The organism is Marinobacter halotolerans, assembly GCF_008795985.1.
GTDB classification, from domain to species: Bacteria; Pseudomonadota; Gammaproteobacteria; order Pseudomonadales; family Oleiphilaceae; genus Marinobacter; species Marinobacter halotolerans.
Window position 1 is genome coordinate 779,445 of sequence record NZ_VMHP01000002.1, and the last position, 25,354, is coordinate 804,798.

At 53.3% G+C, this 25,354-nt stretch carries 20 protein-coding genes, 1 other RNA gene and 1 pseudogene; 10 read left to right on the forward strand and 12 right to left on the reverse strand.

Annotated elements, in window-relative coordinates:
• The first annotated feature begins 9 nt into the window (after positions 1–9).
• Genes FPL19_RS13920 through FPL19_RS13930 form a run of 3 tightly spaced genes read left to right on the forward strand, consistent with a single transcriptional unit; the run spans position 10 to position 3,202 of the window.
• Complete coding sequence (locus tag FPL19_RS13920; protein ID WP_150913225.1) at positions 10–948, forward strand: glycosyltransferase family 2 protein; 939 nt, start codon at positions 10–12, stop codon at positions 946–948.
• A gap of 12 nt (positions 949–960) precedes the next feature.
• Positions 961–2,172, forward strand: a complete 1,212-nt coding sequence (locus tag FPL19_RS13925; RefSeq protein ID WP_150913227.1) for a hypothetical protein — start codon at positions 961–963, stop codon at positions 2,170–2,172.
• A 34-nt stretch (positions 2,173–2,206) separates the two neighbouring features.
• Positions 2,207–3,202 (forward strand): glycosyltransferase family 2 protein, encoded by a 996-nt coding sequence (locus FPL19_RS13930; protein WP_150913228.1) that lies wholly within the window; start codon positions 2,207–2,209, stop codon positions 3,200–3,202.
• A 10-nt stretch (positions 3,203–3,212) separates the two neighbouring features.
• Here the strand turns inward: FPL19_RS13930 and FPL19_RS13935 are convergent, their stop codons facing one another.
• From FPL19_RS13935 to FPL19_RS13950, 4 genes are all read right to left on the reverse strand, one after another.
• Positions 3,213–4,760, reverse strand: a complete 1,548-nt coding sequence (locus tag FPL19_RS13935) for a lipopolysaccharide biosynthesis protein (protein WP_150913230.1) — start codon at positions 4,758–4,760, stop codon at positions 3,213–3,215.
• Positions 4,761–4,966: 206 nt separating this feature from the next.
• Positions 4,967–5,905, reverse strand: a complete 939-nt coding sequence (locus FPL19_RS13940) for a glycosyltransferase (RefSeq protein ID WP_150913232.1) — start codon at positions 5,903–5,905, stop codon at positions 4,967–4,969.
• A 116-nt stretch (positions 5,906–6,021) separates the two neighbouring features.
• Positions 6,022–6,981 carry a glycosyltransferase gene (locus tag FPL19_RS13945; RefSeq protein WP_150913234.1) on the reverse strand — a complete coding sequence of 320 codons (960 nt, stop codon included), beginning with the start codon at positions 6,979–6,981 and terminating at the stop codon, positions 6,022–6,024.
• A gap of 51 nt (positions 6,982–7,032) precedes the next feature.
• On the reverse strand, positions 7,033–8,001 hold the full coding sequence (locus FPL19_RS13950) for a glycosyltransferase family 2 protein (protein WP_191965285.1): 969 nt from the start codon (positions 7,999–8,001) through the stop codon (positions 7,033–7,035).
• A 393-nt stretch (positions 8,002–8,394) separates the two neighbouring features.
• Here FPL19_RS13950 and xrt point away from each other — a divergent pair, with 393 nt between their 5' ends.
• Positions 8,395–9,963, forward strand: a complete 1,569-nt coding sequence (xrt, locus tag FPL19_RS13955) for an exosortase (protein WP_150913238.1) — start codon at positions 8,395–8,397, stop codon at positions 9,961–9,963.
• A gap of 88 nt (positions 9,964–10,051) precedes the next feature.
• Here the strand turns inward: xrt and FPL19_RS17860 are convergent.
• The 8 genes and pseudogenes from FPL19_RS17860 to FPL19_RS13995 form a co-directional block, all read right to left on the reverse strand.
• Positions 10,052–10,132 (reverse strand): annotated as a pseudogene (locus FPL19_RS17860) (PEP-CTERM sorting domain-containing protein); the annotation flags it as partial.
• An 843-nt stretch (positions 10,133–10,975) separates the two neighbouring features.
• Positions 10,976–11,635 (reverse strand): PEP-CTERM sorting domain-containing protein, encoded by a 660-nt coding sequence (locus FPL19_RS17675; protein ID WP_225314433.1) that lies wholly within the window; start codon positions 11,633–11,635, stop codon positions 10,976–10,978.
• A gap of 205 nt (positions 11,636–11,840) precedes the next feature.
• Positions 11,841–14,537 (reverse strand): tetratricopeptide repeat protein, encoded by a 2,697-nt coding sequence (locus FPL19_RS13970; RefSeq protein WP_150913240.1) that lies wholly within the window; start codon positions 14,535–14,537, stop codon positions 11,841–11,843.
• 15 nt (positions 14,538–14,552) lie between these two features.
• Positions 14,553–15,944, reverse strand: a complete 1,392-nt coding sequence (gene prsR, locus FPL19_RS13975) for a PEP-CTERM-box response regulator transcription factor (RefSeq protein ID WP_150913242.1) — start codon at positions 15,942–15,944, stop codon at positions 14,553–14,555.
• A 113-nt stretch (positions 15,945–16,057) separates the two neighbouring features.
• Positions 16,058–18,205 carry an XrtA/PEP-CTERM system histidine kinase PrsK gene (prsK, locus tag FPL19_RS13980; RefSeq protein WP_150913244.1) on the reverse strand — a complete coding sequence of 716 codons (2,148 nt, stop codon included), beginning with the start codon at positions 18,203–18,205 and terminating at the stop codon, positions 16,058–16,060.
• A 27-nt stretch (positions 18,206–18,232) separates the two neighbouring features.
• On the reverse strand, positions 18,233–19,180 hold the full coding sequence (locus FPL19_RS13985) for an SDR family oxidoreductase (RefSeq protein WP_150913246.1): 948 nt from the start codon (positions 19,178–19,180) through the stop codon (positions 18,233–18,235).
• On the reverse strand, positions 19,180–19,995 hold the full coding sequence (locus FPL19_RS13990) for a lysophospholipid acyltransferase family protein (RefSeq protein ID WP_150913248.1): 816 nt from the start codon (positions 19,993–19,995) through the stop codon (positions 19,180–19,182). Before FPL19_RS13990 ends, FPL19_RS13985 begins: the two co-directional genes overlap by 1 nt.
• A 15-nt stretch (positions 19,996–20,010) precedes the next feature.
• Positions 20,011–20,904 carry a D-hexose-6-phosphate mutarotase gene (locus FPL19_RS13995; protein WP_225314434.1) on the reverse strand — a complete coding sequence of 298 codons (894 nt, stop codon included), beginning with the start codon at positions 20,902–20,904 and terminating at the stop codon, positions 20,011–20,013.
• Positions 20,905–21,036: 132 nt separating this feature from the next.
• Between FPL19_RS13995 and FPL19_RS14000 the strand changes: the two genes are divergently transcribed.
• The 6 genes from FPL19_RS14000 to recR all read left to right on the forward strand — a co-directional run bounded on the left by FPL19_RS14000 (position 21,037) and on the right by recR (position 25,323).
• Positions 21,037–21,720, forward strand: coding sequence for a 2OG-Fe(II) oxygenase (locus tag FPL19_RS14000; protein ID WP_150913252.1), 684 nt, complete (start codon positions 21,037–21,039; stop codon positions 21,718–21,720).
• An 80-nt stretch (positions 21,721–21,800) separates the two neighbouring features.
• An RNA gene (ffs, locus tag FPL19_RS14005) (signal recognition particle sRNA small type) lies at positions 21,801–21,897 on the forward strand.
• Positions 21,898–21,988: 91 nt separating this feature from the next.
• Positions 21,989–22,435, forward strand: a complete 447-nt coding sequence (locus tag FPL19_RS14010) for a DUF4124 domain-containing protein (protein ID WP_150913253.1) — start codon at positions 21,989–21,991, stop codon at positions 22,433–22,435.
• A 66-nt stretch (positions 22,436–22,501) separates the two neighbouring features.
• A complete protein-coding gene (gene dnaX / locus FPL19_RS14015; RefSeq protein ID WP_150913255.1) occupies positions 22,502–24,340 on the forward strand; it encodes a DNA polymerase III subunit gamma/tau in 1,839 nt (612 codons plus the stop codon).
• Positions 24,341–24,377: 37 nt separating this feature from the next.
• Positions 24,378–24,698, forward strand: coding sequence for a YbaB/EbfC family nucleoid-associated protein (locus tag FPL19_RS14020; protein ID WP_150913257.1), 321 nt, complete (start codon positions 24,378–24,380; stop codon positions 24,696–24,698).
• Between the two features lie 22 nt (positions 24,699–24,720).
• Positions 24,721–25,323 carry a recombination mediator RecR gene (gene recR / locus FPL19_RS14025; RefSeq protein ID WP_150913259.1) on the forward strand — a complete coding sequence of 201 codons (603 nt, stop codon included), beginning with the start codon at positions 24,721–24,723 and terminating at the stop codon, positions 25,321–25,323.
• Positions 25,324–25,354: the final 31 nt, after the last annotated feature.

The window sequence follows — 25,354 nt, forward strand, 5'->3', positions numbered from 1 at the left end:
ATATCCGTTATGTCAGTAAATATCAGTGTTGTCATTCCTTGCTTCAATGCTTCTGCTTATATTGCCCAGACCATCAGTTCAGTGTTTTCTCAGGATCGGGATGACGTTGAAGTTATCGTGATTGATGATAAGTCGACCGATGACACCCGGGGTATTGTTGAGCAGTTGGCTCGTGAATATCCCGGCCCAGTCCGGGTCGTTTGCGGCGCGGGTAAGGGGCCGGCAGCTGCGCGAAACGTTGGCATTTCAGAGGCTGGAGGGGCCTATGTCGCTTTCCTTGATGCTGACGATCTTTGGCTGCCTCATAAACTTGAAAAACAGTTCAGGAGGCTGGAAGAAGCTGGTGAGGAAGGGTTGGTTTACACCGACCGCTCTTGGGTGGATGGAAATGGTGAAATGCTTTCTGAATCGCCTTTGCAGGAAACCTTCCCTGAAGGATACGTATTCACCGACATGATTGCAGGGAATTACCTGGTAACCTCGTCAGTGTTAGTGCCAAAAGAAGCGCTAGTCAGGGTAGGCGGTTTCAGCGAGGCCAAAGAGTTTACGAATTGTCAGGATTACCATCTTTGGTTGCGACTGGCTGAAATAATTCCCTTCTATGCTGTAAAAGAACCACTCATAAAATATCGGGTCCACGATAACAACCGACATAAAAATGTTCGGCCGCGTTACGTTGGGCTGGTGGCCTGCCTTGAATACGCTAAAGGAAGTTCTTTTTGGAAAACTCATTCCCGCAAGCCTTTTGAGGCTCTCTTGAAGCAACGTTTGGGAGCTTTTCACGGTAGCTATGCCAGGACTTTCTTTAGGCAGGGCGATTTCCGTTGGGCCTGGCACGCTGCACTGTCAGGGCTTCGTTGCGGGATGCTTGATTGGCGGCTGCTGATCATCGCCGGTGTTGGGTGGTTGCCGGAAAATATTCTTCGTCGTCTTGCGGCTCTCAAATAAGGACATCTGTCAGTGAAGACCAGTAATTTGTCGTCCCTGCTTAATGAAGCGTCTAGTTTTGTATTATCCAATCGGGTTGGTGATTCTTTTCAATTCCGTATGTCTTCCGAGGGCCAGGTTACCCTTTATTCCTCTGTTTTTGCGGTAATGACGTTGCACTATACGGGCGCTTTGCGCCGGTTTTCTGACCACGAAAAGAGCGAATGGGCTGCATACATTAACGGCTTTCAGGATCCTGAGACGGGCATCTATAGGGCTCCAGAGATTTTTGAAGGTCAGATCAAGGGCGGCGGGCACAATCAGGAGCATCTGGCGCTTCATCTGGCAGCCCATATTCTTCCCGCGCTCGATTTACTGGGCAGCAGACCGCAATATGAACTTACTTTTGCAGAAAAATTCCTGGACATAGAGACTCTAAAAGGATGGTTATCAGCGCGGGATTGGTCTGAGGCCTGGCTGGAGGGCAACAACCTTCTTTTCGTGGGCCAACTGCTTGTGCATCTGAGAGAAAACGGGAGCCAGCAAGCAGAACAAGCCCTCGAGGTGTTCATGGAATGGCTGGATGACCAGGTTGACCCTGAGACCGGTCTTTGGGGTACAAATGGGTTCTGCGACAAATACGCTGCGATCTACGGCGGTTATCACCAGCTCTTGCTTTACTACTATTTGGGGCGTCCGCTCATTGCTCCTGATAACTTGATTGATACGGCTCTGTCGATCCAGCACGTGGATGGAGGTTATTCTCGTTGGAATGGCGGCGGAACCTGCCAGGATGTCGATGCGGTCGATATCCTGGTTAATCTCTATAAATTGACTGGCCATCGCCGCCGGGATATTCGGCGTAGCCTACGTCGCAATTATGCGTCAGTTATGAGGCGAAAAACGATTGAGGGCGGTTTCTGTGACAGGCTGGGGCATGAGTTCAACCACATGGGGATGGAAATGACGAGGACTCCGCCAGACCGAGCTAATATGTTTTCAACATGGTTTGGCGTCCATACTGTTCAGTTAATGGCTGAGATCTTTAAACAGGATCAGTCTGATTGTGAAGGTTTCGACCGTTTAATAAATTTCAACCGCTCATGTTCGATGGGATGGCATCGGAAGAAACCTTGTGGTGAGCTCCCTTCATCATCTCTGGTTGAGTGTATCTCAGATTGGCTAGTGATCCGTGTGCAGGAGTCGGTTGTCCGGCTTTATCGTCTGAAGCAGAGGTTGAGGTAAGGGAGCTTTCGCTTCGCAATGATGGAGAATTGCAATGTCTGAGGCAGAGTGGATGAGCGGTGATCTGAATCCTGAACTGAGTATCGTTATTCCGTGCTTTAACGCCGGAGAGTACCTGCCCTCAACGCTGGAGTCTCTCAAACCGCTAATGATAGCAGGTGTTGAAATCATTCTTGTGGATGATGGATCCACAGACAACACTCGAGAAGTCGTAGAGCCTTTCCTTGGGGAGAATGTTCGGTACTATACTCAGAGAAATAGTGGTGGCCCCGCCTCACCCCGCAATGTAGGAATTCAAAGAGCTAGGGGCAGTTTTATTGGTCTCTTCGATTCTGATGATATCTCAATTAGCGGTCATTTCATTCACGCTATCAAGCTAATGAAGGATCACCCAACCGTGGGCATGATCTGCGGAAACTTCGATATTTCAGACGAGACGCTTAAGATCGAGCGACCTCGTGTGCTTGACGAATACAGTGCATTGCAGAATGTTCTCGTTCAGAAAGTGGAAACTGGCGCATGGCTCTTGAGAGGAGATACGGCATTTAGTGTTCTTTTACAGAAAAATTTTGTTGGGACCTCCAGTGTAATAATCCGAAAGAAGGCATTTGAACGGGTCGGCTATTTTGACCAGTCGCTTAAAAACCTTGATGATCGGGATATGTGGCTTCGCGTGGCAAGACACTACGACGTGATTTACAGGGATGAACCCACCTATATTTATCGCAGCGTCGCTACAAGTATTTCCAAACAAGGTATAGAAAGGCAAGGGTTGGAGAGGACGAGCGTGGGTAAAAAATTAATTTCTGAGGGCCTGTCGCCCATCCATCGCAAATTGGCTAGACAGTGGATTGGCCGGAATTATCTTGAGGTTGGCTACTGCCGTTTTAAGCTCGAACAGAAGTCCGCTGCTCGAGACGTTTTTCTCAAGAGCTTTATTTATGCGCCCTCTTGGTCAGCATTCAAAGGCATTGTAAAAAGCCTTCTGCCGCGCAGCGCCTACCTTTCAATAAAAAGACTTAAGCCCTGACTTTCGTCTTTTACGGAGAGCCCCTCATTTTTGGGATCCGTCGAGTTATTGTGTCGGGCAGCATTTTTCTTATATACCCCCATTCCTCACGGCTGAGACTCAGCAGGAGCAGTGCCCAGTAAATTATGCTGATGGCTATACCGCTCGCTATTAGGGTCAAAAGGCTGTCGATAATAATAAAGTTTAAGACGACATTTTGAGCAAGCACAGTCGCGAGGAAAAGCAAAAGAAGGGGCTTCAGTATGTTGCTGTATAGGCGGAGTATTGATAGTTCAATCTGCTTTTGAATGATTAAGGGAAGTACAATGGTTCGAGTAAATAAGCCAGGTAACGCAAGCGCTGCAGCTGCACCAATGATACCGAGCTCAAGAACAGCAAGCGACAAATAAACAAGTGGCAGTGATATAGCCGCCTCGATCATTGTCAAATAAGCCATAATGCGGGGTTTGGATATGGCCAAAAGTACGTTGTTGAGGGGTAAAAAAGTAAAACCTACGATGCGGCCAATCATCATAATAGAGAGGATGTAATAAGCCTGCTGAAATTGGAATTCGCCCCCCATCCAGATCCGAATTAGCGGCTCCCCGAGCAGCAAAAGGGTATAAGCTGCATATGCACCTAAAAGCAGATTGATGCGAACAAAAAGGATGGCCTTACTTCGAAGGCCTTCGTGATCCCCGCGGGCTTCATAGGCGGCGAACACCGGAGTAGACATTCCTGTCGCTTTTGATAAAAATTGAAAACTGTACTCAGCCAGACGAGCAGCCACATAGTAGACCGTCAATGGCCCCGTGCCAATAAAGGCCGCTATCATAAATATGTCTGCTTTTCCTTTTAGAAGGTTCGTGAAGTCTATTAAAAAAGCCCAGCCGCTGTAACCGGCAAGGGAGCGGATAGTCGACTTATCGATAAAACTGTATTTTAGCTTTAGTGGTTTGAATAAGTACCGCGCGATAAAGAGAGTTGCAAGGTCACTGAGTAGCGAGCCCCCAAACTGGACAAGGGCAACCGCCACGAGTTTATAACCACTAAGTAGGGCTGCGATGGTGCAGGCTGTTGCAATAATCTTTATTGCAATCCGTGTCCATGCCATCAGGTCGTAGCGCACATACGCCGTTGCGATACCTGCAAAGGCTTTGAATGGAAAAGCAATTGCCAGACTTAGTCCAGCCAAAAATATCAATAACTGAACCATTTCCACATTGGAGGGATCTTCCACCCAAATAGGCGAAATCCAGACAATACCCAAGGTTACGGTAAGGACAAGTAGAGACAGGCCTGTGTAGATTACCAGCGCAGAGTTAATGACTCGGTTTGCTGATGCGTCATCACCTTTACTAATAAACCTTGCCATAAAGCGCGTGACGGCTGTTGCAAAGCCGAAATCAAAAAGGTAAAGACTGGCGGTAAAGCCGCCGACCAAGATCCAGACCCCGTATAAAGATTCACCAAGTTGCCCGATCATGAATGGCAGCATGAAAAAACCGACGCCAATGTTTACAAGCGTCATTAACGTCTGGGCCACAGAACCATGGAAAAGCTTTTTTGCTAGTGACATAAAATGCGGGCTCCTTCGCTAGCCCGGGTTTCCGAAAAAAAAGTGCCAGCATTGGCGATTCAGAATGCCGGAAAGAAATCTAAACGAGTGATCTCTTGAGCTCTTTATCAGGCACATGATTGTTTGCTTCCTTGTCGGCAGAGAAAATATGAGAATTGCTTGATCCGATCTAAGCTTTTTGCCCATCAGCCGAATTTTAAATGTCATTAGCTGTTCTGACTTTGGTTAAGTTTTCTCGCGCGCCCAATCTTACGCCCCTCACGTAAGCCACCGATAGTCATGGCCAGATGAACCATCTTAATCGCTCCCTCTTTTTGTCTACCAAGAACCAGGCAAAAAAGGCATTTGAGGATTTGGATGCACGCTCGACGGAGACCAAAGGAGGGGTAACCAAAAATTTTGATCCCTCCTTGCGCTTCTATCGGGAAGTTGCGGCCAATGCGAATATACCTTGAAAATACTGGCCCTATTTTGATCTGATTCGCCCGAACTATGTGCTTGACGCAGGCGTCAGGTATGAACATGATGCCTTCGCCCTGCGCAGCAACCTCCTCTGCGAAGGCCGTATCTTCTCCACCGGTTGAAGCTCCCTCTCCACAGAAATTGACTCCGGGAGTTTCCGCAAAACGTGTTTGGGTAATGGCTGAACGGCGAACCATCAAGTTAGCCCCTTTCACTGTTCCAGGAGAAACAGCCTGTTCCGTCAAATCAACGTGTGTGCCTGCATAGGAGAGTCCTTCATCTGCTAGGTGCCTTAGCCAGCCAGGCGGTGGCGCATCCCACTCATGACGTACTTGGCCCGCAAATATGACAAATCCAGGGTGACGCTTTGCAGCCTCCACATAGGCTATGAGCCAGTTTGACTCCGGAATTATGTCGTCATCAGTGAACACAATGAGATCACCCTGTGCGTGCTCAATGCCTCTGTTAAGCGCGAAGGATTTTCCCTGACGAGGCTCACGAAGCACCGACATAGGAAGTTTAGAGGTGTAAGTCTCCAAGATATTAATTGTTTCGTCTGTGCTTGCATTTTCAACCACGATAACCTCGAGCCCTTCGGCAGGCCGGGTTAGACGAGTAAGTGCATGAAGCGTCCGGGCTAGGGTGCTTGCTCCGTTATGACTAGGCAGTATTAGTGTAACCATGAATAAATCGTTAGACCCTGTGGTAATCGCGCAACTTGAGAGGTTCCGGAAAGTAGCTCTAAGGCAGTCCTGACGTTGTTATATAAAGCGTCACCGAATTTTACTCATGGGATACGCTACCTTCCGCCACCGTTCTTTTCAGCAGGTGGTACTCTCTGGCTAGATAATTTTCTATTTTCGTAAATTGCCCCGCGATAAAAATTGGAATTCCATAAGCCTTTGAGCATAGTCTCTTCATTTCCAGACAAAATGCCTAGTATTTTTATGAGCCAACCCTCGACTAGTGCTCGATACTGCCACCTTGGAGCCCCAAAGACTATGGGCATGTTTGATCGATCCCTTCGTTTATGATCGTTGAATGCATTGGCTCTCCCAAAGCGCTGCGCGCGCCCCGCAAGCCATTTATGAGATAACTGTTCTGGTCTTATTTGATGCTTAACGACGATTGAATCCTCAAACCAAAAAAGATGTCCCGCTTCCGCCAAGCGAAAGTTTAACTCGGTCTCGCTTCCCATAATATAGCTGCCAATGCTTGGACCTATGCATTCATTAAATCGAGCACCTTTTTTAAAAACATCCGATCGTATTGCCATGTTTGCACCCCAAACCATTCCGGGATCCGTTGGTCCCGAGTGCATATCTTCTTTGTGAAGAGAATAAGCAGGTCCTAGAGGAATCGTCTTTACAATAGCTTCTGGCTTGTCATCCGGCCAATGTGGAATGATTTTTCCACCAAACACCGTGTAGTCCAACTTGTTTGTTAATAGTCGTTCGTAACCAAGAAGCAAGTCTGGCGATGCAAGGATGTCGTCGTCCGTGAATACAATGATTTCTCCTAAACAATAAGGTAAAGCTAGATTTAGCGCGAAGTTTTTACCTTGTTTAGGTTGATGCAAAAGCTTTAAGGGTAGCTTTTTTTTATAAGAATTTATGATCGCAGACGAATTATCTGTGCTGGCATTGTCAACAGCGATGATCTCCCAGCCGCCTTGGGGCGGTGTAAGCGTAGTGAGGCTCTCAAGCATTGATGGTAGTGTTCGGGAGCCGTTAAAGGTTGAGAACGCGAGTGTAATCATTGATCACCATTTTTTCGTAAATAGAGAGCCACCCTAAATTAATTATCATTTTTACTGAATTTGTTTTTTTAAGACTTCCCATGTATTATAAGCGTTAAAAACATTCTCGATTTTCAGATCATTTTTATCATTTCTAAGGTTCTCGTGATGAAGGGCGATTTCCTGTGTGTCACGAATTGTAATAACGTTTTTATGATTCATTATATCCGATTCTACCTTCTTGCATTGAACTCTATTAAGGAGACTCATTGCTTTGAACCATATGTCGTCTGCACCGGGAGCAAGCGCCAGGAAGGCTTCTTCGTTAAAAACCTCATCGTTCAAAGAGTTTGGGGGATATAAAACGCCGCCGACACCTGTTGGGAATACCAGTAGACCAGGTTCAATGATACCACTCTCTAAATCCCAGTTTTTATAACGCGCGAGTTTTCCGTTATCGCCAAATTTCATGTAGTGCATTCTGTAACAATGTATGAAATTTGGGTCCCGAATATAGGATTCATAAAGTTTTCGGAGGAAGCTTCTTGGATAAATTAAGTCGTCGTCAACAGTGACTATAAGATCGTTTGGGTATTCTTTTAAAGCAGGTATGAGCTTATTATAGGGTCCAATGGGCTTTTTATAGCTTATTTTTAGTCCTCTGTCTGTTAAATTTATTAAGTCTTTTGGTAAATTTGATGCATCAAAATCTGAATCATCTAAATAAAGGGAAATTCTGTCCGCCTTCAATTCTTGATCCATTAAAGATTGAATTGTTAAATGAACTCTATCAACTCTGTAAGAATGACTTGTCAGGCTTATCGTTATATTTTTTTCTCTTTCTAGTTTGTTGAGTCCATGATCTTTACTTAGGTAAGATGAGTTCAAGGTATTTATATATATTAAATTTTTTTCATTCTGTTTTTTTATTTCCTCTAACGAATTTATTTTGCCTTGAAGCTCAAGACCGATAACGTGAATTTTTCTTATATAAAACGGAAAAAATAATAATGTTTTTAGAAAATTTATAACGTTTTTCATCCTGAATCCTTGTTCCTGTTTCGACGCTTTTATTTTTTCGATGGCATAATAATTCACGCTGATTCTCTGCTTGCTGTGATGAATTTGGCGGCGTCACAGCGTCTTTGAGTTTATTAAACGAATTCTTTCGATGTTAGCGTAAAAATTGGTCTGGTCGCTACTCTTTAATCGCCAGAGGTTTTGGTTAACTCCACCAAGTTATGCTACGTCGCAGTAGTGAAATTTGTGAGCTGTGAGTGCTATTATAGCTCCAGTTTTACGATTGCAACGCATTTAGGTTTTTTCGCGGCTCATGTGCTTTTGGCTGGCGCTAACCAATTGATACGTATAGAGTAACATCATGCCTTGGAGGCTTCCAACGGCCAATTCATTTTTTCAGGGATGTAAAGCTCAATGAGCGTCGGGTGGAGTCGAATTTCTTACAGTATTAGAGCCTGTTTCCCCTTTGTTATTATCCTCGTCGCGCTGGCTTCACTGTTGTGGAGTACAGTGGCTGGTGTAGTGAATCGGTGGTTTAAATATGATGAAGCATACTCCCATGGTTTTCTACTACTTGGGGTCTCCATTTTGCTTGTGGCTCGTTCGGCTAGGCGCCATTCGGTAACGCTAGGCTTCTATCCCATATGGTTAGTGCCCTTCGCCTTTGCTTTGGCAGCATACAGTCTGGGCGAAATTATGAGGGTACAGGCACTCAGTGAGCTGACGATTGTTCCGTTGATTCTGGGTGCCGCCGCCATACTTCTTGGTTGGAACCAAGTGAAACAGTTCATTATTCCGGTAGGCATTCTTTTTCTTGCGGTACCCTTCTGGGACTATTTGTCATGGACGCTTCAAATCATGACTGTCGAAGTAAACCGACTATTACTAGGTCTTTTTGATATTAATTTTCGGGTAGAAGGTATTTTTGTTCATCTGATCGACATCGGTATTTTCGAGGTTGCAAATGGTTGTTCCGGTCTCCGCTATTTACTGGTTGGGCAGCTGCTTGCTCTAATTTATGGTGAGCTTAATCTTAAGCGTGTTACATCCAGACTCTGGCTTTACCTGGTCGCTGTCGGGCTGGGGCTCGTCGCTAACTGGATTCGTGTGTTCGTGATTATCTATGTTGGCCACGAGAGCAATATGCAAAGCAATCTTATCAATGAGCATGACGATTTCGGCTGGATGGTTTTTGCTGTCACTCTCATTCCTTTATTTATCGTCGGACGATTATTGGAAAAAAAGGAGTCGAACGGAGAAATTGAAGCCAACAATAAAAGCCTGACTCCCAGTCCCGTATTAGCTAGTTCTTCTTCGGGAAATCCTTCGATAGCGGTTGCAGCGATCGGAGCATTACTTTTCCTCACTTGGATTGCCTTGCCTGCTGCCCCAGAATCTCGCGAAGTTGGAGCGTTTAAGCACGATGCAGTGTTAGTTTCAGAGGAGCTATGGCTTCCGTTGTTTTCTCGCAGTCTTGCCGGCTGGACTCCGATTGTCGAGCGGCCGGATCGTTTGTTGGAGCGTAGTTATGTAAGTCGAGAGGGGTTAAGTCCTGCAGGCGACCCCAATGAAACTCTTTTAGTTGGGTTGTATAGTTATGATGCTCAATGGGCCGGGCATGAGCTGGTACATTACAACAACCGGCTTTACTCATCCTCGGGTTTTGTAGTTCAGGATGTTTTTGACATTACTTCTATCGAAGGGGTGCCTATGTCCGGAATGACAATCAAGCGCCTCGGCTCGGAGGACTTTATTCATCTGGCATTTGCTTATTATGTGGAGGGCAGTTGGGAAAACAATGAACTTGAAGCAAAGCTGGCGCAACTGCCTGGAATACTCAACAGGCGGACAGATGCCTCTTTGCTTGTTGTGGCGTTACAATGTGTTGATTGCAATGCACAGGAACGGCTGGCGACATTGAGCCCCAAGATTCATTTAAGGGCGGAAGAATATCTTGATCAGCTTTATCTGCAAAAGGATTAACCGATAGGGTTTTGATGAACTGTCATACACATGACCAAAAATAAAAAACGGCACCCTCGGGTGCCATTTTTTATGTAGCGTAGACCGATTAAGCTTTGCGCTTACGAGCCACACCCAGACCTACCAGACCGAGACCCAGAAGCGCAAGGGTACCTGGCTCAGGCACTTCAACCTGGCTAACGCGGATAACCATGTCGTCGTGGTTGTCGTCATTATTATTGCCGTCATCATCGAACGCCAGGAACAGATCGCCGCTAAATTTAGTGGAACTGGTCGCAACGAAGAAATTAACAAGCGCCGTGTTTGTCGGGTTGCTACCATTTACAGCCGAGCCGTTCACCGGACTCATGAAAGAAAAGTCCAGCACGCCATCTGCAAACGTGGCAACGTGGGACTGCCCGGCAGCAAATGTGTTGTTACTGAACACTTCGACGCCGTTTACAAAGAATTTGTTGTTGAAGCTTGCTTCAAAACCCAGAAATTCGAACATAACGGTCGTACTGCCAACAGATTTCAGGTCGGCACCGAAACCGTATGGGGCGACTTCAGTAACGCTACCGAGAATGTCGTTGGTGACGCCTGGGACTGCTTGAGGAATTGTTCCACCAATTCCGTCTTCAACAATCAGCGCCGCGTTAGCTGCAAAAGACAGGCCCAAGCCAAGCGCCAGTGCAGTTACGGTGTTAGTGATTTTCATCTTTGTTGCTCCTTTAATTCTTGCCAAGGGTACTGCTCCTTTCTAATAAGAAGCATGACCTATGCCACAAACTGATTTGCTATCAAAAACAGAAAGTTGGATTTCCTATGCGGGAGCTAAAAAACGCATGATGTAAAGAAGGCTGACAGTCTCCAGCATTTATTGCTGAGCTTTCCAGTATCTTTCCGTCCTCGAGCAGAATCCACTCATCGAAATCCATAACCGTCGCGCTGGCGGGGCTTAGCTTGAGAGCTCGGTAGACAAGCTAGTAAAAAACGGCACCCGAAGGTGCCGCTTACAAGTAGTGCTATACGGTTAGGCTTTGCGCTTACGAGCAACACCAAGACCTACCAGGCCCAGACCCAGAAGTGCCAGCGTACCTGGTTCCGGAATCTGAGAAGCTTTGACCATTATGAGCATGTCATCATGGTTGTCGTCGATTTGATTATTGTCATCCAGACTGAGGATCATGTAGTCCTCTCCACCCTCAAAGATGGTGAAGTTGAATTCTGGAGCTAGGTTACCGCTACCAAGGTTCGATACTGATCCGGCAAATGCTCCGCCGCTTTTAACGGACGAGAATCCGAAATCAATATTACCGAGACCCCCTGAGTAAACGGTACTCCAAGTTGAGCCAAGCGCTGATGTGCCAGTGTTGAACCTTTCAATACCTTCATAAAGGAAAGAGTTGGTGTTGGCAGCCTCTTTACCAAGGTATGTAAAGGTCAGTCTGAAAGGGCCAGTTGAAGTTGATACAACTGAGTGATCCAGCAGTACTGAGTCACCTGCGAAGTAGAGCTGAGGGCCCAAAAATGTGCCCTGACCGTCTCCGTTCGTATAGCTGTTGTCAGCTGCAACTGCGGATGGTGTTGCCGCAGGTGCGGTGTTTGGGGCTACATCAATGAACGCAGCCTGAGCAACACCTGACAAGCCGGTAATCGCTGTGCAGAGAAGAGCCTGAGTAAATTTTTTCATGTCGAAACACTCCTCCATTGAGTGGTTTGGCTAATACGCCAATTTATCGACAGCATGCGCCATGCCAAATCCCAAGGCTTTGTTTCTACAAAACAAAAAATGGGATGTGAAGGTCGCATGTAAAAGAATTCGACATTGCATCTGTTGCGTGTTCAATGCTTTTCAGATTCGTCAGACTGAAGCCAGTCTGTTCAATAATTGCCAGTCAGCCCTGGCCGCTAATCCTCTGAAGGATTTGCTTTGCTTCGCCATCACGGCCAACAGCCTGATACGCCTCCGCCAAATGCATCGCAATCTCCTGAGAATCCGGCTGCAACTCATGCGCCTTCTCCAGGATTGGCAGGCTTTCCTCGATCTTGCCGCCTTTGAACAGTATCCACCCATAAGTATCCACAACCGCCGCGTTGTTCGGGCTCAGTTTATAGGCCCTTTCGGCCAGTTCCGTGGCGCGCTCATCGTTCTGCTCGTGGTAGATCCAGGCGAGGTTGTTCAGTGCCACCACGTTGTTGGGCGCCACTTCCACCAGCTTGGCGTAGGTCTGCGCTGCCGCGTCTGTGTCGCCGCTCTGCTGCTGCAGGATGGCCAGGTTGGTCAGCAGGGTGTCCGAGTTGGGGAAGCGCTCCCGGGCGGCCTCCAGGCTTTCCAGTGCTTTGGTTTCCTGCCCGTCGCGGGTCAGGGCCTGGGCGTAGGACACTTCCAGTTCGGCAGTGCGCTGTTTCTCCAGTGCCAGCTGGTATAGGTCGGCAGCCTGTTTGTGTTTGTCCTGCTGCTGGAGGTATCTGGCTTCCACCACGAAAGGCGCTGCGGATTCGGGGTGGCTTTGCTTGACGTCGCTGAGGATCTCCCGGGCGTTCTGGGTGTTGTCCTGAGCGAAAGCGACGATGGCGGCCTGCAGGCCAATCTGTTCGTTTTCCGGAAACAGCACGCGACCGCGCCGGAGAATGTTCATGGCGTCTTCCAGGCGATCCCGTTGTGCCATTTGTGAGGCGATGCCGTGGTACACGGTGGCCACCAGGTTGGCGGCTGGTGCCGGTTCGTTCTCGTTTTCACGTTCCAGCAGGCCGGCGGTCAGTTCGTCGGCTTTGCTCTGGTTACCTTCAATCAGCGCGGATTCCAGCAGGACCAGCCTGGGGCCGATGGCTTCTGGCTGTTCTTTCTGTAGGTCTTCCATCAGAGCAGTAATTTCCGGGCGCTCCGTCACGGCACTCAGGCCGCGCAGTGCCTGCTGGTTGTCAGGCTGTAGTTTGATGGCCCGGATGAAGAAGTTTTTTGCCTGTTCGGACTGCTCTTGTGAGAGGGCCAGATTGCCCAGGGAGACCAGCGGCGCAGCGCTGTTCGGATCGGCTTTGGCGGCCTGGTTGAAATAGGATTCGGCTTGGTCTGGATTGCCCGATCGCGCGGCGACATTGCCCAGCGCGATCATGGCGCTGATGTTGCCGGGCTGTTGATTCAACCAGGCTTCGGCGGCCTTACGGGCGGCGGGAAGATCGTTATTGGCGGCATGGGCCTGAAGCAGCAGCAACCTGGCCTGGTCCAGCTCAGGATCGTTCTGGATGACCGTCTGTATTTCGCCAATGGCTTTGTCGGCCTGGCCTTCCTGGGTCAGATAGGCGGCGTAACGAAGCCTCAGGCTGTTGTTCTCGGGGGCCAGCTCCAGGGCCCGCTCGATCATCTGTTCGCCGCTTTGCTTGTCACCGCTGACCAGCGATGCGATGCCTACCAGGGCCAGGGTTTCCGGGTCGGAATTCTGGTCTTCAAGGCCGGCAAGGACTTCTTTGGCGCCGTCCGGGTTGCGCAGCTGCAGGCGGGTGGCGGCCAGCAGTTTCTGGGCCTGTTCGGATTCTTCCAGTGCGGCCAGGGGTTCCAGCAGGGCTTCGGCTTCTTCCGGCCGGCCCTGACGGTAGCGGATGATACCCAGCATCAGCGCTGCCTGTTCATGGCTGGGCGCCTGGGCCAGGGTTTCTTCCAGGTAGCGGGCGGCGGTGGTCAGGTCGCCTTCGTTGAATGCTTCCTGCGCGGCCACCAGGTTGCTGCGGATGGTGCCCGGTGCCGACTTGGCGAGGATTTCCTCGTACACAAAGGCCTCGGCGGCCTTACCCTGTTGGCGCAGCACGTCAATCAGCGCCGACATGGTTTCAAATTTGCGATAGGTCATCACGTCGTACTGGCCAATGGTTTCCAGGGCAGTGATGTAGGCCTGTTCCGCATCGGCCCAGCGCTTTTCGGAGTGGGCAAGGCGGGCTTTCCAGAGTGCCAGTTCGGCGTTCTGGGGATCGATTTCGTTGGCTTTCTGAATGTACTCCGCAACTTCGCTTTCATTGCCTTTACTGAAAGCAACTTTGGACAGCCCGATAAGAGGCTCTACGGTGTTCGGCGCCAGGTCGCGCGCGGATTCATACGCCAGGCGCGCGTCGTCGGCATCTTCGGATGCCAGCAGGATGTGCCCCCTTAACAGGGCGGCCTCTGACTGCTGGGCCCGGTCGGCATCTTCGATACTGTCGAGGGCGTTAAGCGCGTCTTCAAACTCACCCTGCATCAGGTTGGCTTCGGCACGCACCAGGGCTGCATCATTCAGGTTCTGCTGGCTGATATTGGCCGGGTCGATTTTTTCCATCAGGGCATCGAGCTGGCGCTCGGCGTTACGGGCATCGCCGGCGGTCAACAGGTTGTTGATTATCACCAGGTAGGGTTCTACGCGGCCGGGTTGCATCTCGATAGCGCTGCGGGCTTCCAGTGTGCTGGCTTTCAGCTCCCCCTGGCGCTGGAAAAAGCGGGACTGATCCACGTGGCTGAGGTACTGGATCTGTTCCTGGCTCATCTCATCGTTTCCACCGCATCCGGCCAGTGACATCGAGATGGCGACGCTCAGAAGGGTGGCTTTAAACACTGGAAATGATTTCATGGCCCTGTTCCTTTTTTACCGCGGGTCTTGTTGTAATGTCCCTGACTGCTCTGAAGATGTTTCGATCCGGTATTTGTCTGTCAGGTTGTAGAGTGTTGGCCGGGTTATTCCCAGCATCCGTGATGCCTGTGCCATATTGAAGTGACTGCACTGCAATGCCTGAACAATGGCGGCGCGTTCGGCTCGTTCCCGTACCTGACGCAGGTTCAGCTGGTCTTCAGGTTCGTCGACGCCACAACTGAGTTCCAGGTCAGCAGCTGTCACGCGCTTGCCGTCGGCCATGATGGTCGCGCGCTTCACCTTGTTGATCATTTCGCGGACGTTGCCCGGCCAGGGGTGGGCGTTGATGGCCGCAATGGCGTCTTCAGAGAAGGCCAGGTTGGGGCGGTCCATCTGTTTGCCCAGGGATTTGAGCAGGGACTGGGCGATCACCAGGCAATCGCCGTCACGGTCCCGCAGTGCCGGGACGTCCAGGGTTATTTCGCTGATCCGGTAATACAGGTCTTCGCGGAACTCGCCCCTGTCGATCAGATCCTGCACGTTACGGTGGGTGGCGCACACCACGCGCACGTCGACTGGTATGGGTTTTACCGAGCCCACCCGGTCTACCACCCGTTCCTGCAGGAAGCGCAGCAGCTTGGCCTGCAGTGCCATGGGCATATCGCCGATCTCATCCAGGAAAAGGGTGCCGCCATTGGCGCTTTCGATTTTGCCTTTCTTGCTGGCAGTGGCGCCGGTGAAGGAGCCTTTCTCGAACCCGAACAGTTCGCTTTCCAGCAGGTTTTCCGGGATTGCTGCACAGTTGATGGCGGCAAAGGGCTGGTCTGAGCGATGGCTGAGGTCATGAAGGCCCCGGGCCAGCAGTTCCTTGCCAGTGCCGGTTTCACCGGTGATCAGGGTGGTGACATCCGTGGGGGCGACTTTTTCCAGGGTGCGGCAGATGTTGAGCATCTGGGAACTGGCCGCAACGATGCCTTTGATGCTGGTGCCATTGCGATGGGTAGACAGTTCCCGGTTGTCCCTTTCAAGTTCTGCCAGGCGGAAGGCCCGGTTGACCACAAAGGTGAGGATGTCGGCGTCCAGGGGTTTCTGGTAGAAGTCGCTGGCGCCCATGCCGATGGCTTTGACGGCGTTTTCTTTTTCTTCCCGGCCGGTGACCACGATGACTTTGGCCATGGGGGCCAGGCGAAGGATGTCTTCCAGCAGCTTGAAGCCTTCGGTAGCGCCGCCCGGATCCGGCGGCAGGCCAAGGTCCAGGGTGATGACTTCCGGTTCCAGGCGTCGGAGCGCGGTCAGCGCCGCTTCCCGGTCGGCGGCCACGGCCACGTCGAGATCGTCACTGAAGCACCAGCGCATCTGGCTCTGAAGCCCTGGGTCGTCTTCAACTATTAAGAGTCGTCTACTCACAACGGCAGAAAGTCCTTTTTGTTTCTCTGGAGCGTTTTATCGAATCCTGAACCCCGATTCTTGCCCGAACATTGACACTTTGCAATGGTTGACTGAGTTACTGTAGCCGTTCGTCAATCATTTGGCATCCGCTCTGTACTATCACCTGACGCTTTAAGCGGTTCAATACGATGAATTTCCGGCATTCTGGGGCCGTGAACGGCCGCGCGCACCAGCGGAAACCGTATGGAAAAACAGGAGCCCACGCCCGGTTCGCTGGTGACGTCGATGTTGCCGCCCACGTTACGCACATATTCCCGGGCCTGGTAGGCCCCGATGCCCATGCCGGTCAGGCCTTTGGTACTTTCGAACGGCTTGAACAGGCGTCTTTCGATAAAGTCTTCAGTCATCCCGGCACCTGTGTCCTGAATAAAAAGCACCACGTTATCGCGGGCGGTTTTCAGGGTTAGGGTGATTTCACCCTCTGGCGGTGTGGCGTCCTGGGCATTCTGGATCAGGTGGCCGAGTATGCTGTAAAGCTGTTCGGTATCGGCATTGATAAATATGCTTTCCGGGTGGCTGGTCACCCGAGGGGCGGGGCGGCCTTTGGCGTACTGCTCGGCTATGGCATCCACCACCTCGCCCAGTTCAAGCACTTGTGTTTCCAGGGTGGCGTCGGCGGGCCTGCGGATATGGTCCACCAGGCCGGCCATTTTCCTGACCGCGTGGTCGGTGGTCTTGATCATGTCGTCGATGAAATCGGGGTTATTCCGGTGCCTGGGGGCGTTTTTGACCAGCAGTGACAGCTGTGCAATCAGGGTTTTCAGGTCGTGAACCATAAAGGCGGAGGCCTTGCTGACCGCTTCGAACTGCATGGCCTGGGAAAGCCGGTTCTGGGCGTCGGCCTGGGCCAGCAGGTTGCAGGTCTGCCGGGCTACAACTTTTACCAGGTCAAAGTTCTCCCAGTTCAGCTCCACCCGGGCGTAGGGGTTGCCGATAGCGGCGATGCCGTAGAGATCGTTGCTCAGATAAAGCGGGATCACCAGCCAGACTCCGCTGATCTGGGAGATGGGGTCGGGGATCTCCAGCAGGTTGTAGCGCACCGGGTCGTTTTGATATTCGTGCAGGTCTACAATCCACTCGCGCTCCCCGAAAAATCTCACTAGTTCGGAGTTGGCATCAATGGTGGTGTATTTTGGCGGAGCCAGGTTTATCGCGCCCTTGAGGACGAAATCACCCCGGTCTCCTTTTACCCATATGGCGCCGGCATTGCTTTCCACCAAACCTGCAAGAATGCGGATCACCCGTTCCGGGAGCGGCGGGTTATCGCTGAGGTCGGCCAGCTCCCGGGTCATTTTCAGCCACTCGTCCCGGTAGTCGTATTTGTAGTCAAAGAAGTTCTGGCCGATGAACACCATCAACCTTGCCCGGACCCGGCGGGAAGAGGCCAGCGCAGCCAGAAAGATAAGTGCTGCAGACAGGAACAGCACTCGCAAGGCCTCGCCCCAGTCGCCGCCCATCACCTGCACGTAATAGCCGCCGATCGCCAGGAACAGCAGGTAACCACCGGCCAGAATCAGTGCGCCGGCATGGAAAACGGCGGACCGGGACAGCTGGAAATCCACCGGCTGCTTGCGGGTGTTGATCACGTTGACGGCGAACAACGGCACAATGGCGGCATTGACCAGGCCGCGGGCATCCCAGAAAGACGTTGCCACCTGGCCGAACAGCAGGGCGTCGGCGTACATGAAGAAGTCATAGGCAAACAGGCTGGCAACGGCAATGCAGACGTACTTCATGCTTGATCGGCGGAAGGAGACCGAGTTACGCCAGATCTGCTCCACCAGCGACAGGCCCAGAAGCGACAGGGCAATTTGTCCCAGTACTTTGGTTTTGCCGTCCAGGAGGGTGGTTCCCATGGCGTATTCCAGCGCGCCGGAGCCGAGCAGGGCAATAATCAATACCAGGGTGGCGGTCGCCATGATGCGCCTGAGCCTGCCCTTGATGTTTCCGGAGCGGAAGGCGTCGCGGAGCAGGGCGAACAGAACGGTAATGAGGGCGGCGTCCCGCAACAGTTCCAGCAGGTAGCGGGCGAAAAACCCCGGCTGCTGCCACAGCGACTGGGTAACAAGGGAAGTCGCCCATAGCGCCGAGACCAGGGATGCCAGAAAGATGGAGCGGTCAATGTCCCGCCGCAGATACCGTGTTGCCACAAGCCCGGCCAGCAGCGCATAGGCGATGGCTGCGGTGGCGTAACTGATCAGGCCTAAATCGTTGAGCATGGCGCGCGTCCTGCGTGCAAAGCCGGGTCAGACCGGCTCTTTGTTTTCCCGGTAGAACCGGAATATTTCCTTGAGCGGTCGTTTGGGTTTGAAGCCGAATTCCCGTGCGAACGCTCTGCCGTCAATGACGACAGGATACTTGAAAAACGCCATCAGATACGACGGAAAACTTCGCAGACGCAGGGTCTTCAATATCAGCTTCGGCAACAACGGTGGAATCGACGGTATCGGCACCGTTTTGCAGCCGCAGAGCTTCAGCGCGTGCTGATAGGCTACCCAGTCTTCCGGTGCCACATTGAAGATGCCGCGCTGGGTCTTGTTATAGGCCAGCACGATGGCATCGGCCATGTCGTCAATGTGAATGAACTGCATCATCGGTGAAAAGCCCGCCAGTACGGGCGCGTTCTGGCTGGCCAGCAAAGTGCTGATGGAGTTGCGCACGCCGGGGCCGACGATGTTGCAGGGGCGCAGCACCGTGATGTTCAGGTCCGGATAGCGCCACAGGTAGATGTTGGCTAGGTTTTCCAGCTCTACTGAATCGATCAGGTCGGCACTCAGCCCGGCGCTTTTCAGGGGCGCTTCCTCGTCGATCAGGGCGGGGTTGTAGGCCACGGCACCGTAGACGTGGAAGGTGGACAGCACGACCACCCGGCTAATGCCGTACTTGTGGCTCAGATCCAGCAGCTTCTGGGTGCCCAGCACGTTGGCGTTATAGCGTCGCATGCGGGTGAGCTGGCTGGACATGATGCGGCCCAGGTGAATCACGCCGTCGAATTTGTAGCGCCGGAACAGGTCTTCAAAGGACCGCTGGTTGAAGTCGATGCAATAGCTGGGGATGTCGTCCCCCAGGTAAACCTGCTCGCGGAAATCCACGGCGACGATATCGCAGTGGTCCCGCAGCCGGTTGATCACCTGCTGGGCCAGGGCACCGGCCGCGCCGGTTATCAGAATGTGCTGTCTTCTTTGTTCTGTCATCAGAAAAGCCTTTTGCGTTCGCTTAGCCCGGTATCGATCAGCTCGCTGATGGCTGCTTTTACATGCTCCACCCGCTCGGTTACCTGCTCTTCGGGGATTTCCCGGTTATCGAATCGGAGGGGGTCGCCTACGTTCAGGTGGACCTTGGCCGGGAACACCACCGGCAGCGCCACCGGTGCATAGGGAATACCCAGCATCCTCGCCAGGGGCTTGATGTTGGCAATGGCCGGGATGGTTTCCTCGCAGCCCACCACGCCCACCGGCACAATCGGGGCGTTGTATTTCATCGCCAGGTGCATAAAACCGTTGCCGAAGCGTTTGAGCTGGTAGCGGTCCTGATAGAGTTTGCCCGAACCCCGCACGCCCTCGGGAAAAACGATCACCGCTTCGCCGTTGGCCAGCATCTTGGCGCAGTTGGTGGGGTCGCCCAGTACCGCGCCGAACTCGTTGAGCAGGTTGCCGAGATAAGGCACGGTGGGGAAGAACCGCTCGATCATGGCCCGGGGTATGCGCGGGTTCCGTTTGCGGGATGCCAGGGCATAGCCGATTAGCAGACCGTCGATGGGCAGCTGTCCGCTGTGATTAGCAACGATCAGCACCGGGCCTTCGGCGGGTATCTTGTCGATGCCGGTGGTTTCAACCCGGAAGTATTTCTCGTAGAGCTGGTGAGCCATTGAAAAGCCCAGCTTCATCGATTCGTTGTTAAAGCCCCAGGGGTCATACCCCAGCGAACCGATGGGTTTGCGGATGCGGTCGATCTGGTTGCTCAGTTCTTCCGGCACCAGTTTTGATCGCAGGTAGGATGTCAGGCCCATGAGTTCTCCCAAAACTTAACGTCGGCCAATCATAACGCCAATGGTGTGGCTTTGCCCTTCATTGAGCACGCGGTAGTCCGATAGCGCGTTGGCGGTTTCCACACACAGCATATGTTGCCAGGCGGAGTCGGGGAAATCCGACAAACGTGCCGCTTTCTCCGGCCCCGGGTTCCACACCACTGTCGAATCGCTGCCCACCGCATCCACTGTGCTGGTGTGGCCGGGCGTGATTATCTCAAGCGGCTGGCCGCTCAGGTAGATGCGGTCGGTTTCGCCGGGGAAATCCACAGGCCCGCGCTGGGTGAAGTCGCTCCAGTTCTCCACGGCATCGGTATATTCGCAGCCGTCCAGGCCTTCGATCCGGGTGCCAATAATGTCGGCGGTGGGCAGATAGGTGTGCAGTGCCTGGGTCATGGCCAGGGGCTGGGTTGCCAGGTTGGTGGTAGTCAGCGCAATACGGAAGCCGGCGGCGGAGAAGCTAAAGGTCAACAGACACAGGGCACTGCCGGTCCAGGCATCGGCAAAATCCTGGTTGGCCAGAAGCGACAGGCTGACTTCCACTTCCCTGGCGGTTTCCCTTACATCCTCCAGTTTCCACAGGGCAGTGCGGGCAAAGCCGTGGGATGCACCTGTGAGGATGCGTCGGCGGACTTCCGGCGGGTTTCTGTCGGGAACCCCAAACCAGGGCCAGCAGATTGGCACGCCACCTCGAATGGCATGGCCCGGTTTGAAAATGGCCTTGTCGCTGAGCCACAGCCAGTTGGACTGGTGGCGCGGTGTGAATTCGGTGAGATGGGCGCCTTGTATAAATAGCCTCGCCTCGAAAAGAGGGTGGTGTACCTCCAGAGCCTCAAGTTGGCCGACGGTGGTCCATCGGGTAAATGACCATTGACCGGGTTTAAGTGGCACAGATTGCCTCGTTGTTGTGGTTTCGGCATTTTCGTATCTGCAGGGTAAATTAAAACGTCGTGCCGGGCGAGAATCGGGCATAGAATCGCTAACTATGTTTTCTCTCTGTGATTCTCGCCGGGGCGCCGTTCAATGACTCTTTCCACCGCATCTGTTTTGCAGCCAGTCGGCAACCCGGTTGCCCCTGAGGGTGACTGGCTTGATGCGCTGGCTGACGGGTTGAGCGAGCACGGCTGGCTAAGCCTTGATGCCCGGCCGCTGCTGGGTGACGAGCTGCTGGCCTCGCTGTGCGAGGAAGTGCAGATTCTGGATCGAACCGATGCCTTGAGAGTGGCCGGAATCGGCCGTGGCCTGGATAAAACCCGGGACCGTTCGGTGCGGCGGGACAAGATTGCCTGGCTACAGGGAGAGACGGCTGCTCAGGCAGGCCTGTTTCAGGTATTCGAGACCATTCGCTGCGGGCTTAACCAGCAGTTGTTCCTGGGGCTGAAGCGTTTTGAAACCCATTACGCCACCTATCATCCCGGCGACTTTTACCGGAAACACGTAGACAGCTTCCAGGGCAGGGCATCGCGGGTGGTCAGCGTGGTGCTGTATCTCAATGAAAACTGGCAGCAGGCAGACGGTGGCGAACTGCAGGTATTCAACCGCGACAGCGAGCAGGAAATCTGCGGACGGGTATCGCCGGAACTGGGGCGACTGGCGGTTTTCATGAGTGAGGAAATCCCTCACGAAGTGCTGCCGGCGAACCGTACCCGCTACAGTGTGGCCTGCTGGTTCCGCCAGGATGAGATTCCGCTGCCTTTGAGTTTATAAAGCTCGTTGTAGTGAACGGGGGCTTTTGCTACTATGCGCGCCGTTCTGAGGGATTCCAATCCCGGACGTTATGGTGGCTCCATCGGTGCCTCCGCAACGATAAACCGTGAACCCGGTCAGGCCCGGAAGGGAGCAGCCGAAGCGGTGGACTTGTGTGCCGGAGTGTTGCTGGTGGAGTCACCCCCAGATTCTCCCCCCGTAATTTCCAGATTTCTCCGCATGTTATAGAATGTCGCCTTCTCGAATGGATGATCGATAAGGATGTCTCGTGCTGATAAGGATATGCCTCGCTTTTCTCGTGTTTATCTCTGCCTCCGTGAATGCCGAAATCTATCGCTGGGTTGATGACCAGGGCCGGACTCATTTCGGTGATCGTCCCTCGCCGCAGGCCACCGCGAAAAGGCTGAGTGAAGACTCCGAGCCCGTTGGGACAAGCCGCTCCGTTGAGCAGCGCCAGGAAGGTATCCGGAAATTCCTCGACCAACGACAGCGTGAGCGGGATAGCGCGCAGGCTGCCAAGGCCAGGGCCGAAGAGAAGCAGGCCAAACTTGCGTCCCATTGCCGCGAGCTTCGGGCCCGTCTGATACATATGGACCGAATCTCTACTTTCTATGATCTCGACGAAAAGGGAGAGCAGGTGTTTGTCAGCGAGGCCGAAAACAGAAAGCTTCGCGAGCGTTTCCGGGCAAAAGTTGAGGCGACCTGCGGGCGTTAACCGACTTCTTATCAACCCATGACCATGCTAAGGTTAAGCCCGTTTTTTAGCGGCAGTTGATGGAATATGAGCTATCAGGTTCTCGCCCGAAAATGGCGCCCCAATACCTTCGAGGACATGGTTGGCCAGGAGCATGTGCTTCAGGCCCTGATTCACGCGTTGGACAATCAGCGCCTTCACCATGCCTATCTGTTTACCGGCACCCGGGGCGTGGGCAAAACCACCATCGGCCGCCTGCTTGCCCGATGCCTGAACTGTGAAACCGGGGTTACCTCGAAGCCCTGCGGTACCTGCTCAAGCTGCCAGGAAATCCAGGAAGGGCGATTTGTTGATCTGATTGAAATCGACGCGGCGTCGCGCACCGGCGTGGACGATATGCGGGAACTGACGGATAACGTCCAGTACGCGCCCACTCGAGGCCGCTTCAAGGTATACCTGATCGACGAAGTGCACATGCTGTCGAATCAGTCCTTCAACGCTTTCCTGAAAACCCTCGAAGAGCCCCCGGAGCACGTCAAGTTCCTGCTGGCTACTACCGATCCCCAGAAACTGCCGGTGACCGTTCTATCCCGCTGTCTGCAGTTCAATCTCAAGCGCATGACGCCGGAGCACATTGCCGGCCATCTTCGCCATGTACTGACCCAGGAAGGCATTCCGTTTGAAGAGCCAGCACTTTGGTTATTGGCCAGGGCCGCCGATGGCAGCATGCGGGACGCGCTAAGCCTGACCGATCAGGCCATTGCCTTTGGCAACCAGACCCTGAACGGCAGTGACGTCAGCAATATGCTGGGCACCATTGATCAGGGCGATATCGCCCGACTGGTGGACGCACTGGTGGCCGAGGATGGCCCGGCGTTGCTGTCGGAGATTCAGCGCATATCGGATTTCGCGCCGGATTACAGCATCATTCTTGCGGACCTTCTGTCGCTGTTTCACCGGGTTACCATGGAGCAGGTGGTGCCGGGCAGCGCAGATAATGCCCTGGGGGATGCGACCATGGTGCAGAGCCTGGCCAGGCAGGTCAGTGCCGAGGATGCCCAGCTTTTCTATCAGGCTGCCCTGATGGGGCGGAAAGACCTGGCGGTGACGCCGGATGCCCGCATGGGTTTCGAGATGACCCTGTTGCGGATGCTGGCTTTTCGTCCGGGCGCTGACCGGCGCGGGCCACCGGCTGGCGGCGCCACGCCATCGCGCACCGAGGGTGAAAGCCGGGACGACCCCGAGCCGGCACCGCAGCAGGAACAGGCTCCTCAGCCAGCACTAGCGCCGGAGCCCGAGCCAGCCCCGGAACCCGAGCCAGTACCCGAAGCCGAACAGCCCCCTGAGCCGGAGCCTGTGCCTGTGCCTGAGCCAGCACCGGAACCGGCGGAAGAACCGCCGCCCTGGGAACCGGATTACGAACCCGCCCCGGAGCCCGATCCGGCACCGCCGCTGAATATGGAAGCGGTTGACGATCAAGCTCAGCCAGAATCACAGCCTGAGCCCGAACTAGAGGCAGAGCCAGAGGCAGCGCCAGAGCCAGAGCCATCGGACTTCTCCTGGGAACGGGATTTTCGCAGCCTGAATATTGTCGGTATGCCCGGTAACCTGGCCAGCAACGCCGCCATGACCCGCTCGGGCAACGACATTGTGCTAACGCTGGATGAAGGGCACGCACGGCTTTTGAACGATCGTCATAAGGAAAAAATCCTCGAGGCGTTGAGGAATCGGTTTGGCGACGCCATAAACGTTAAAATAACGGAAGGTGAGACCAACGGCAGAACGCCGGCGGCCTGGGAAGAAAGCCAACGCCAGGCAAGGCAGGCGGCGGCGGAAGAGGCGATTAATAGCGATCCGCTGGTCAAGTCTATTGTCGAACGTTTCGAGGCACGGGTTGTCGAAGGCAGCATCCGGCCGAGCAAGTAGTTCGGAAAGCAAAGCATTCTGACAGAGGGTATGAGCGATGAATAATATGGGCGATTTGATGCAGAAGGCCCAGAAGATGCAGGAAGAAATGCAGAAGGCCCAGGAAGAGGCGGCCAAGGCGGAAATCACCGGTGAAGCCGGTGCCGGCCTGGTAAAAGTCACCATGAACGGTCGCCACGACGTGCGTAAGGTGGATATTGATCCGTCGTTGCTGAGCGAGGACAAGGAAGTTCTGGAAGACCTGCTGGCAGCGGCCATCAATGATGCGGTGCGCCGGGTGGAAGAGAACCAGAAAGAGAAGATGTCCGGAATGATGTCAGGCATGGGTATGCCCCCTGGCTTCAAGATGCCGTTCTGATCGGGCCGAATGAGGAAAATCCATGGCGTTTAGCCCACTGGTAGACGAATTGGTGGAGTCGTTGCGTTGCCTGCCGGGGGTTGGCCAGAAAACGGCCCAGCGTATGGCGTTTCATCTGCTTGAGCGGGGCCGGTCCGGCGGGTCGCGCCTGTCGGAGGCGCTGGATAAGGCCATGACCGGCGTTCGCCGGTGTGATAGCTGTCAGAACTTCTCCGATACGCCTGTCTGCGGTATCTGCCAGACTCCCGAGCGGCGCAATGGCACTCTCTGTGTAGTGGAAAGCCCCTCTGATCTGCTGGCAATCGAACAGGCCGGCGATTACCGGGGCAGCTACTTCGTGCTGATGGGCCACCTGTCGCCCATTGACGGCGTGGGCCCGGAAGAGATCGGCATTGAACGGCTGCTGTCCCGCATCGGCGAGGAGGGCGTGACCGAGCTGATTCTGGCCACCAATCCCACGGTGGAAGGCGAGGCAACGGCTCACTACATTGCCGACCGTCTGGATGGAAGAAACATCCTGATTACCCGGCTGGCCCACGGTATCCCGGTGGGTGGTGAGCTTGGGTACGTCGATGGCTTCACCCTGACCCACGCGTTTCGCGGCCGCAAACCGCTGTCAGATTAAATCCCCAACGAGCTTTTATATGGACGTTACC

Excerpts from the sequence above, each read along its gene's own strand:
- FPL19_RS13990 (WP_150913248.1), bottom strand. The coding sequence starts at position 19,995 with ATGGGCCTGACATCCTACCTGCGATCAAAACTGGTGCCGGAAGAACTG.
- FPL19_RS13945 (WP_150913234.1), bottom strand. The coding sequence starts at position 6,981 with ATGATTACACTCGCGTTCTCAACCTTTAACGGCTCCCGAACACTACCA.
- FPL19_RS13935 (WP_150913230.1), bottom strand. The coding sequence starts at position 4,760 with ATGTCACTAGCAAAAAAGCTTTTCCATGGTTCTGTGGCCCAGACGTTA.
- FPL19_RS14020 (WP_150913257.1), top strand. The coding sequence starts at position 24,378 with ATGAATAATATGGGCGATTTGATGCAGAAGGCCCAGAAGATGCAGGAA.
- dnaX (WP_150913255.1), top strand. The coding sequence starts at position 22,502 with ATGAGCTATCAGGTTCTCGCCCGAAAATGGCGCCCCAATACCTTCGAG.
- FPL19_RS13930 (WP_150913228.1), top strand. The coding sequence starts at position 2,207 with ATGTCTGAGGCAGAGTGGATGAGCGGTGATCTGAATCCTGAACTGAGT.
- FPL19_RS13940 (WP_150913232.1), bottom strand. The coding sequence starts at position 5,905 with ATGGTTACACTAATACTGCCTAGTCATAACGGAGCAAGCACCCTAGCC.
- FPL19_RS13985 (WP_150913246.1), bottom strand. The coding sequence starts at position 19,180 with ATGACAGAACAAAGAAGACAGCACATTCTGATAACCGGCGCGGCCGGT.
- prsK (WP_150913244.1), bottom strand. The coding sequence starts at position 18,205 with ATGCTCAACGATTTAGGCCTGATCAGTTACGCCACCGCAGCCATCGCC.
- recR (WP_150913259.1), top strand. The coding sequence starts at position 24,721 with ATGGCGTTTAGCCCACTGGTAGACGAATTGGTGGAGTCGTTGCGTTGC.
- xrt (WP_150913238.1), top strand. The coding sequence starts at position 8,395 with ATGAGCGTCGGGTGGAGTCGAATTTCTTACAGTATTAGAGCCTGTTTC.
- FPL19_RS14000 (WP_150913252.1), top strand. The coding sequence starts at position 21,037 with ATGACTCTTTCCACCGCATCTGTTTTGCAGCCAGTCGGCAACCCGGTT.
- FPL19_RS13970 (WP_150913240.1), bottom strand. The coding sequence starts at position 14,537 with ATGAAATCATTTCCAGTGTTTAAAGCCACCCTTCTGAGCGTCGCCATC.
- FPL19_RS13920 (WP_150913225.1), top strand. The coding sequence starts at position 10 with ATGTCAGTAAATATCAGTGTTGTCATTCCTTGCTTCAATGCTTCTGCT.
- FPL19_RS17675 (WP_225314433.1), bottom strand. The coding sequence starts at position 11,635 with ATGAAAAAATTTACTCAGGCTCTTCTCTGCACAGCGATTACCGGCTTG.
- FPL19_RS13950 (WP_191965285.1), bottom strand. The coding sequence starts at position 8,001 with ATGAAAAACGTTATAAATTTTCTAAAAACATTATTATTTTTTCCGTTT.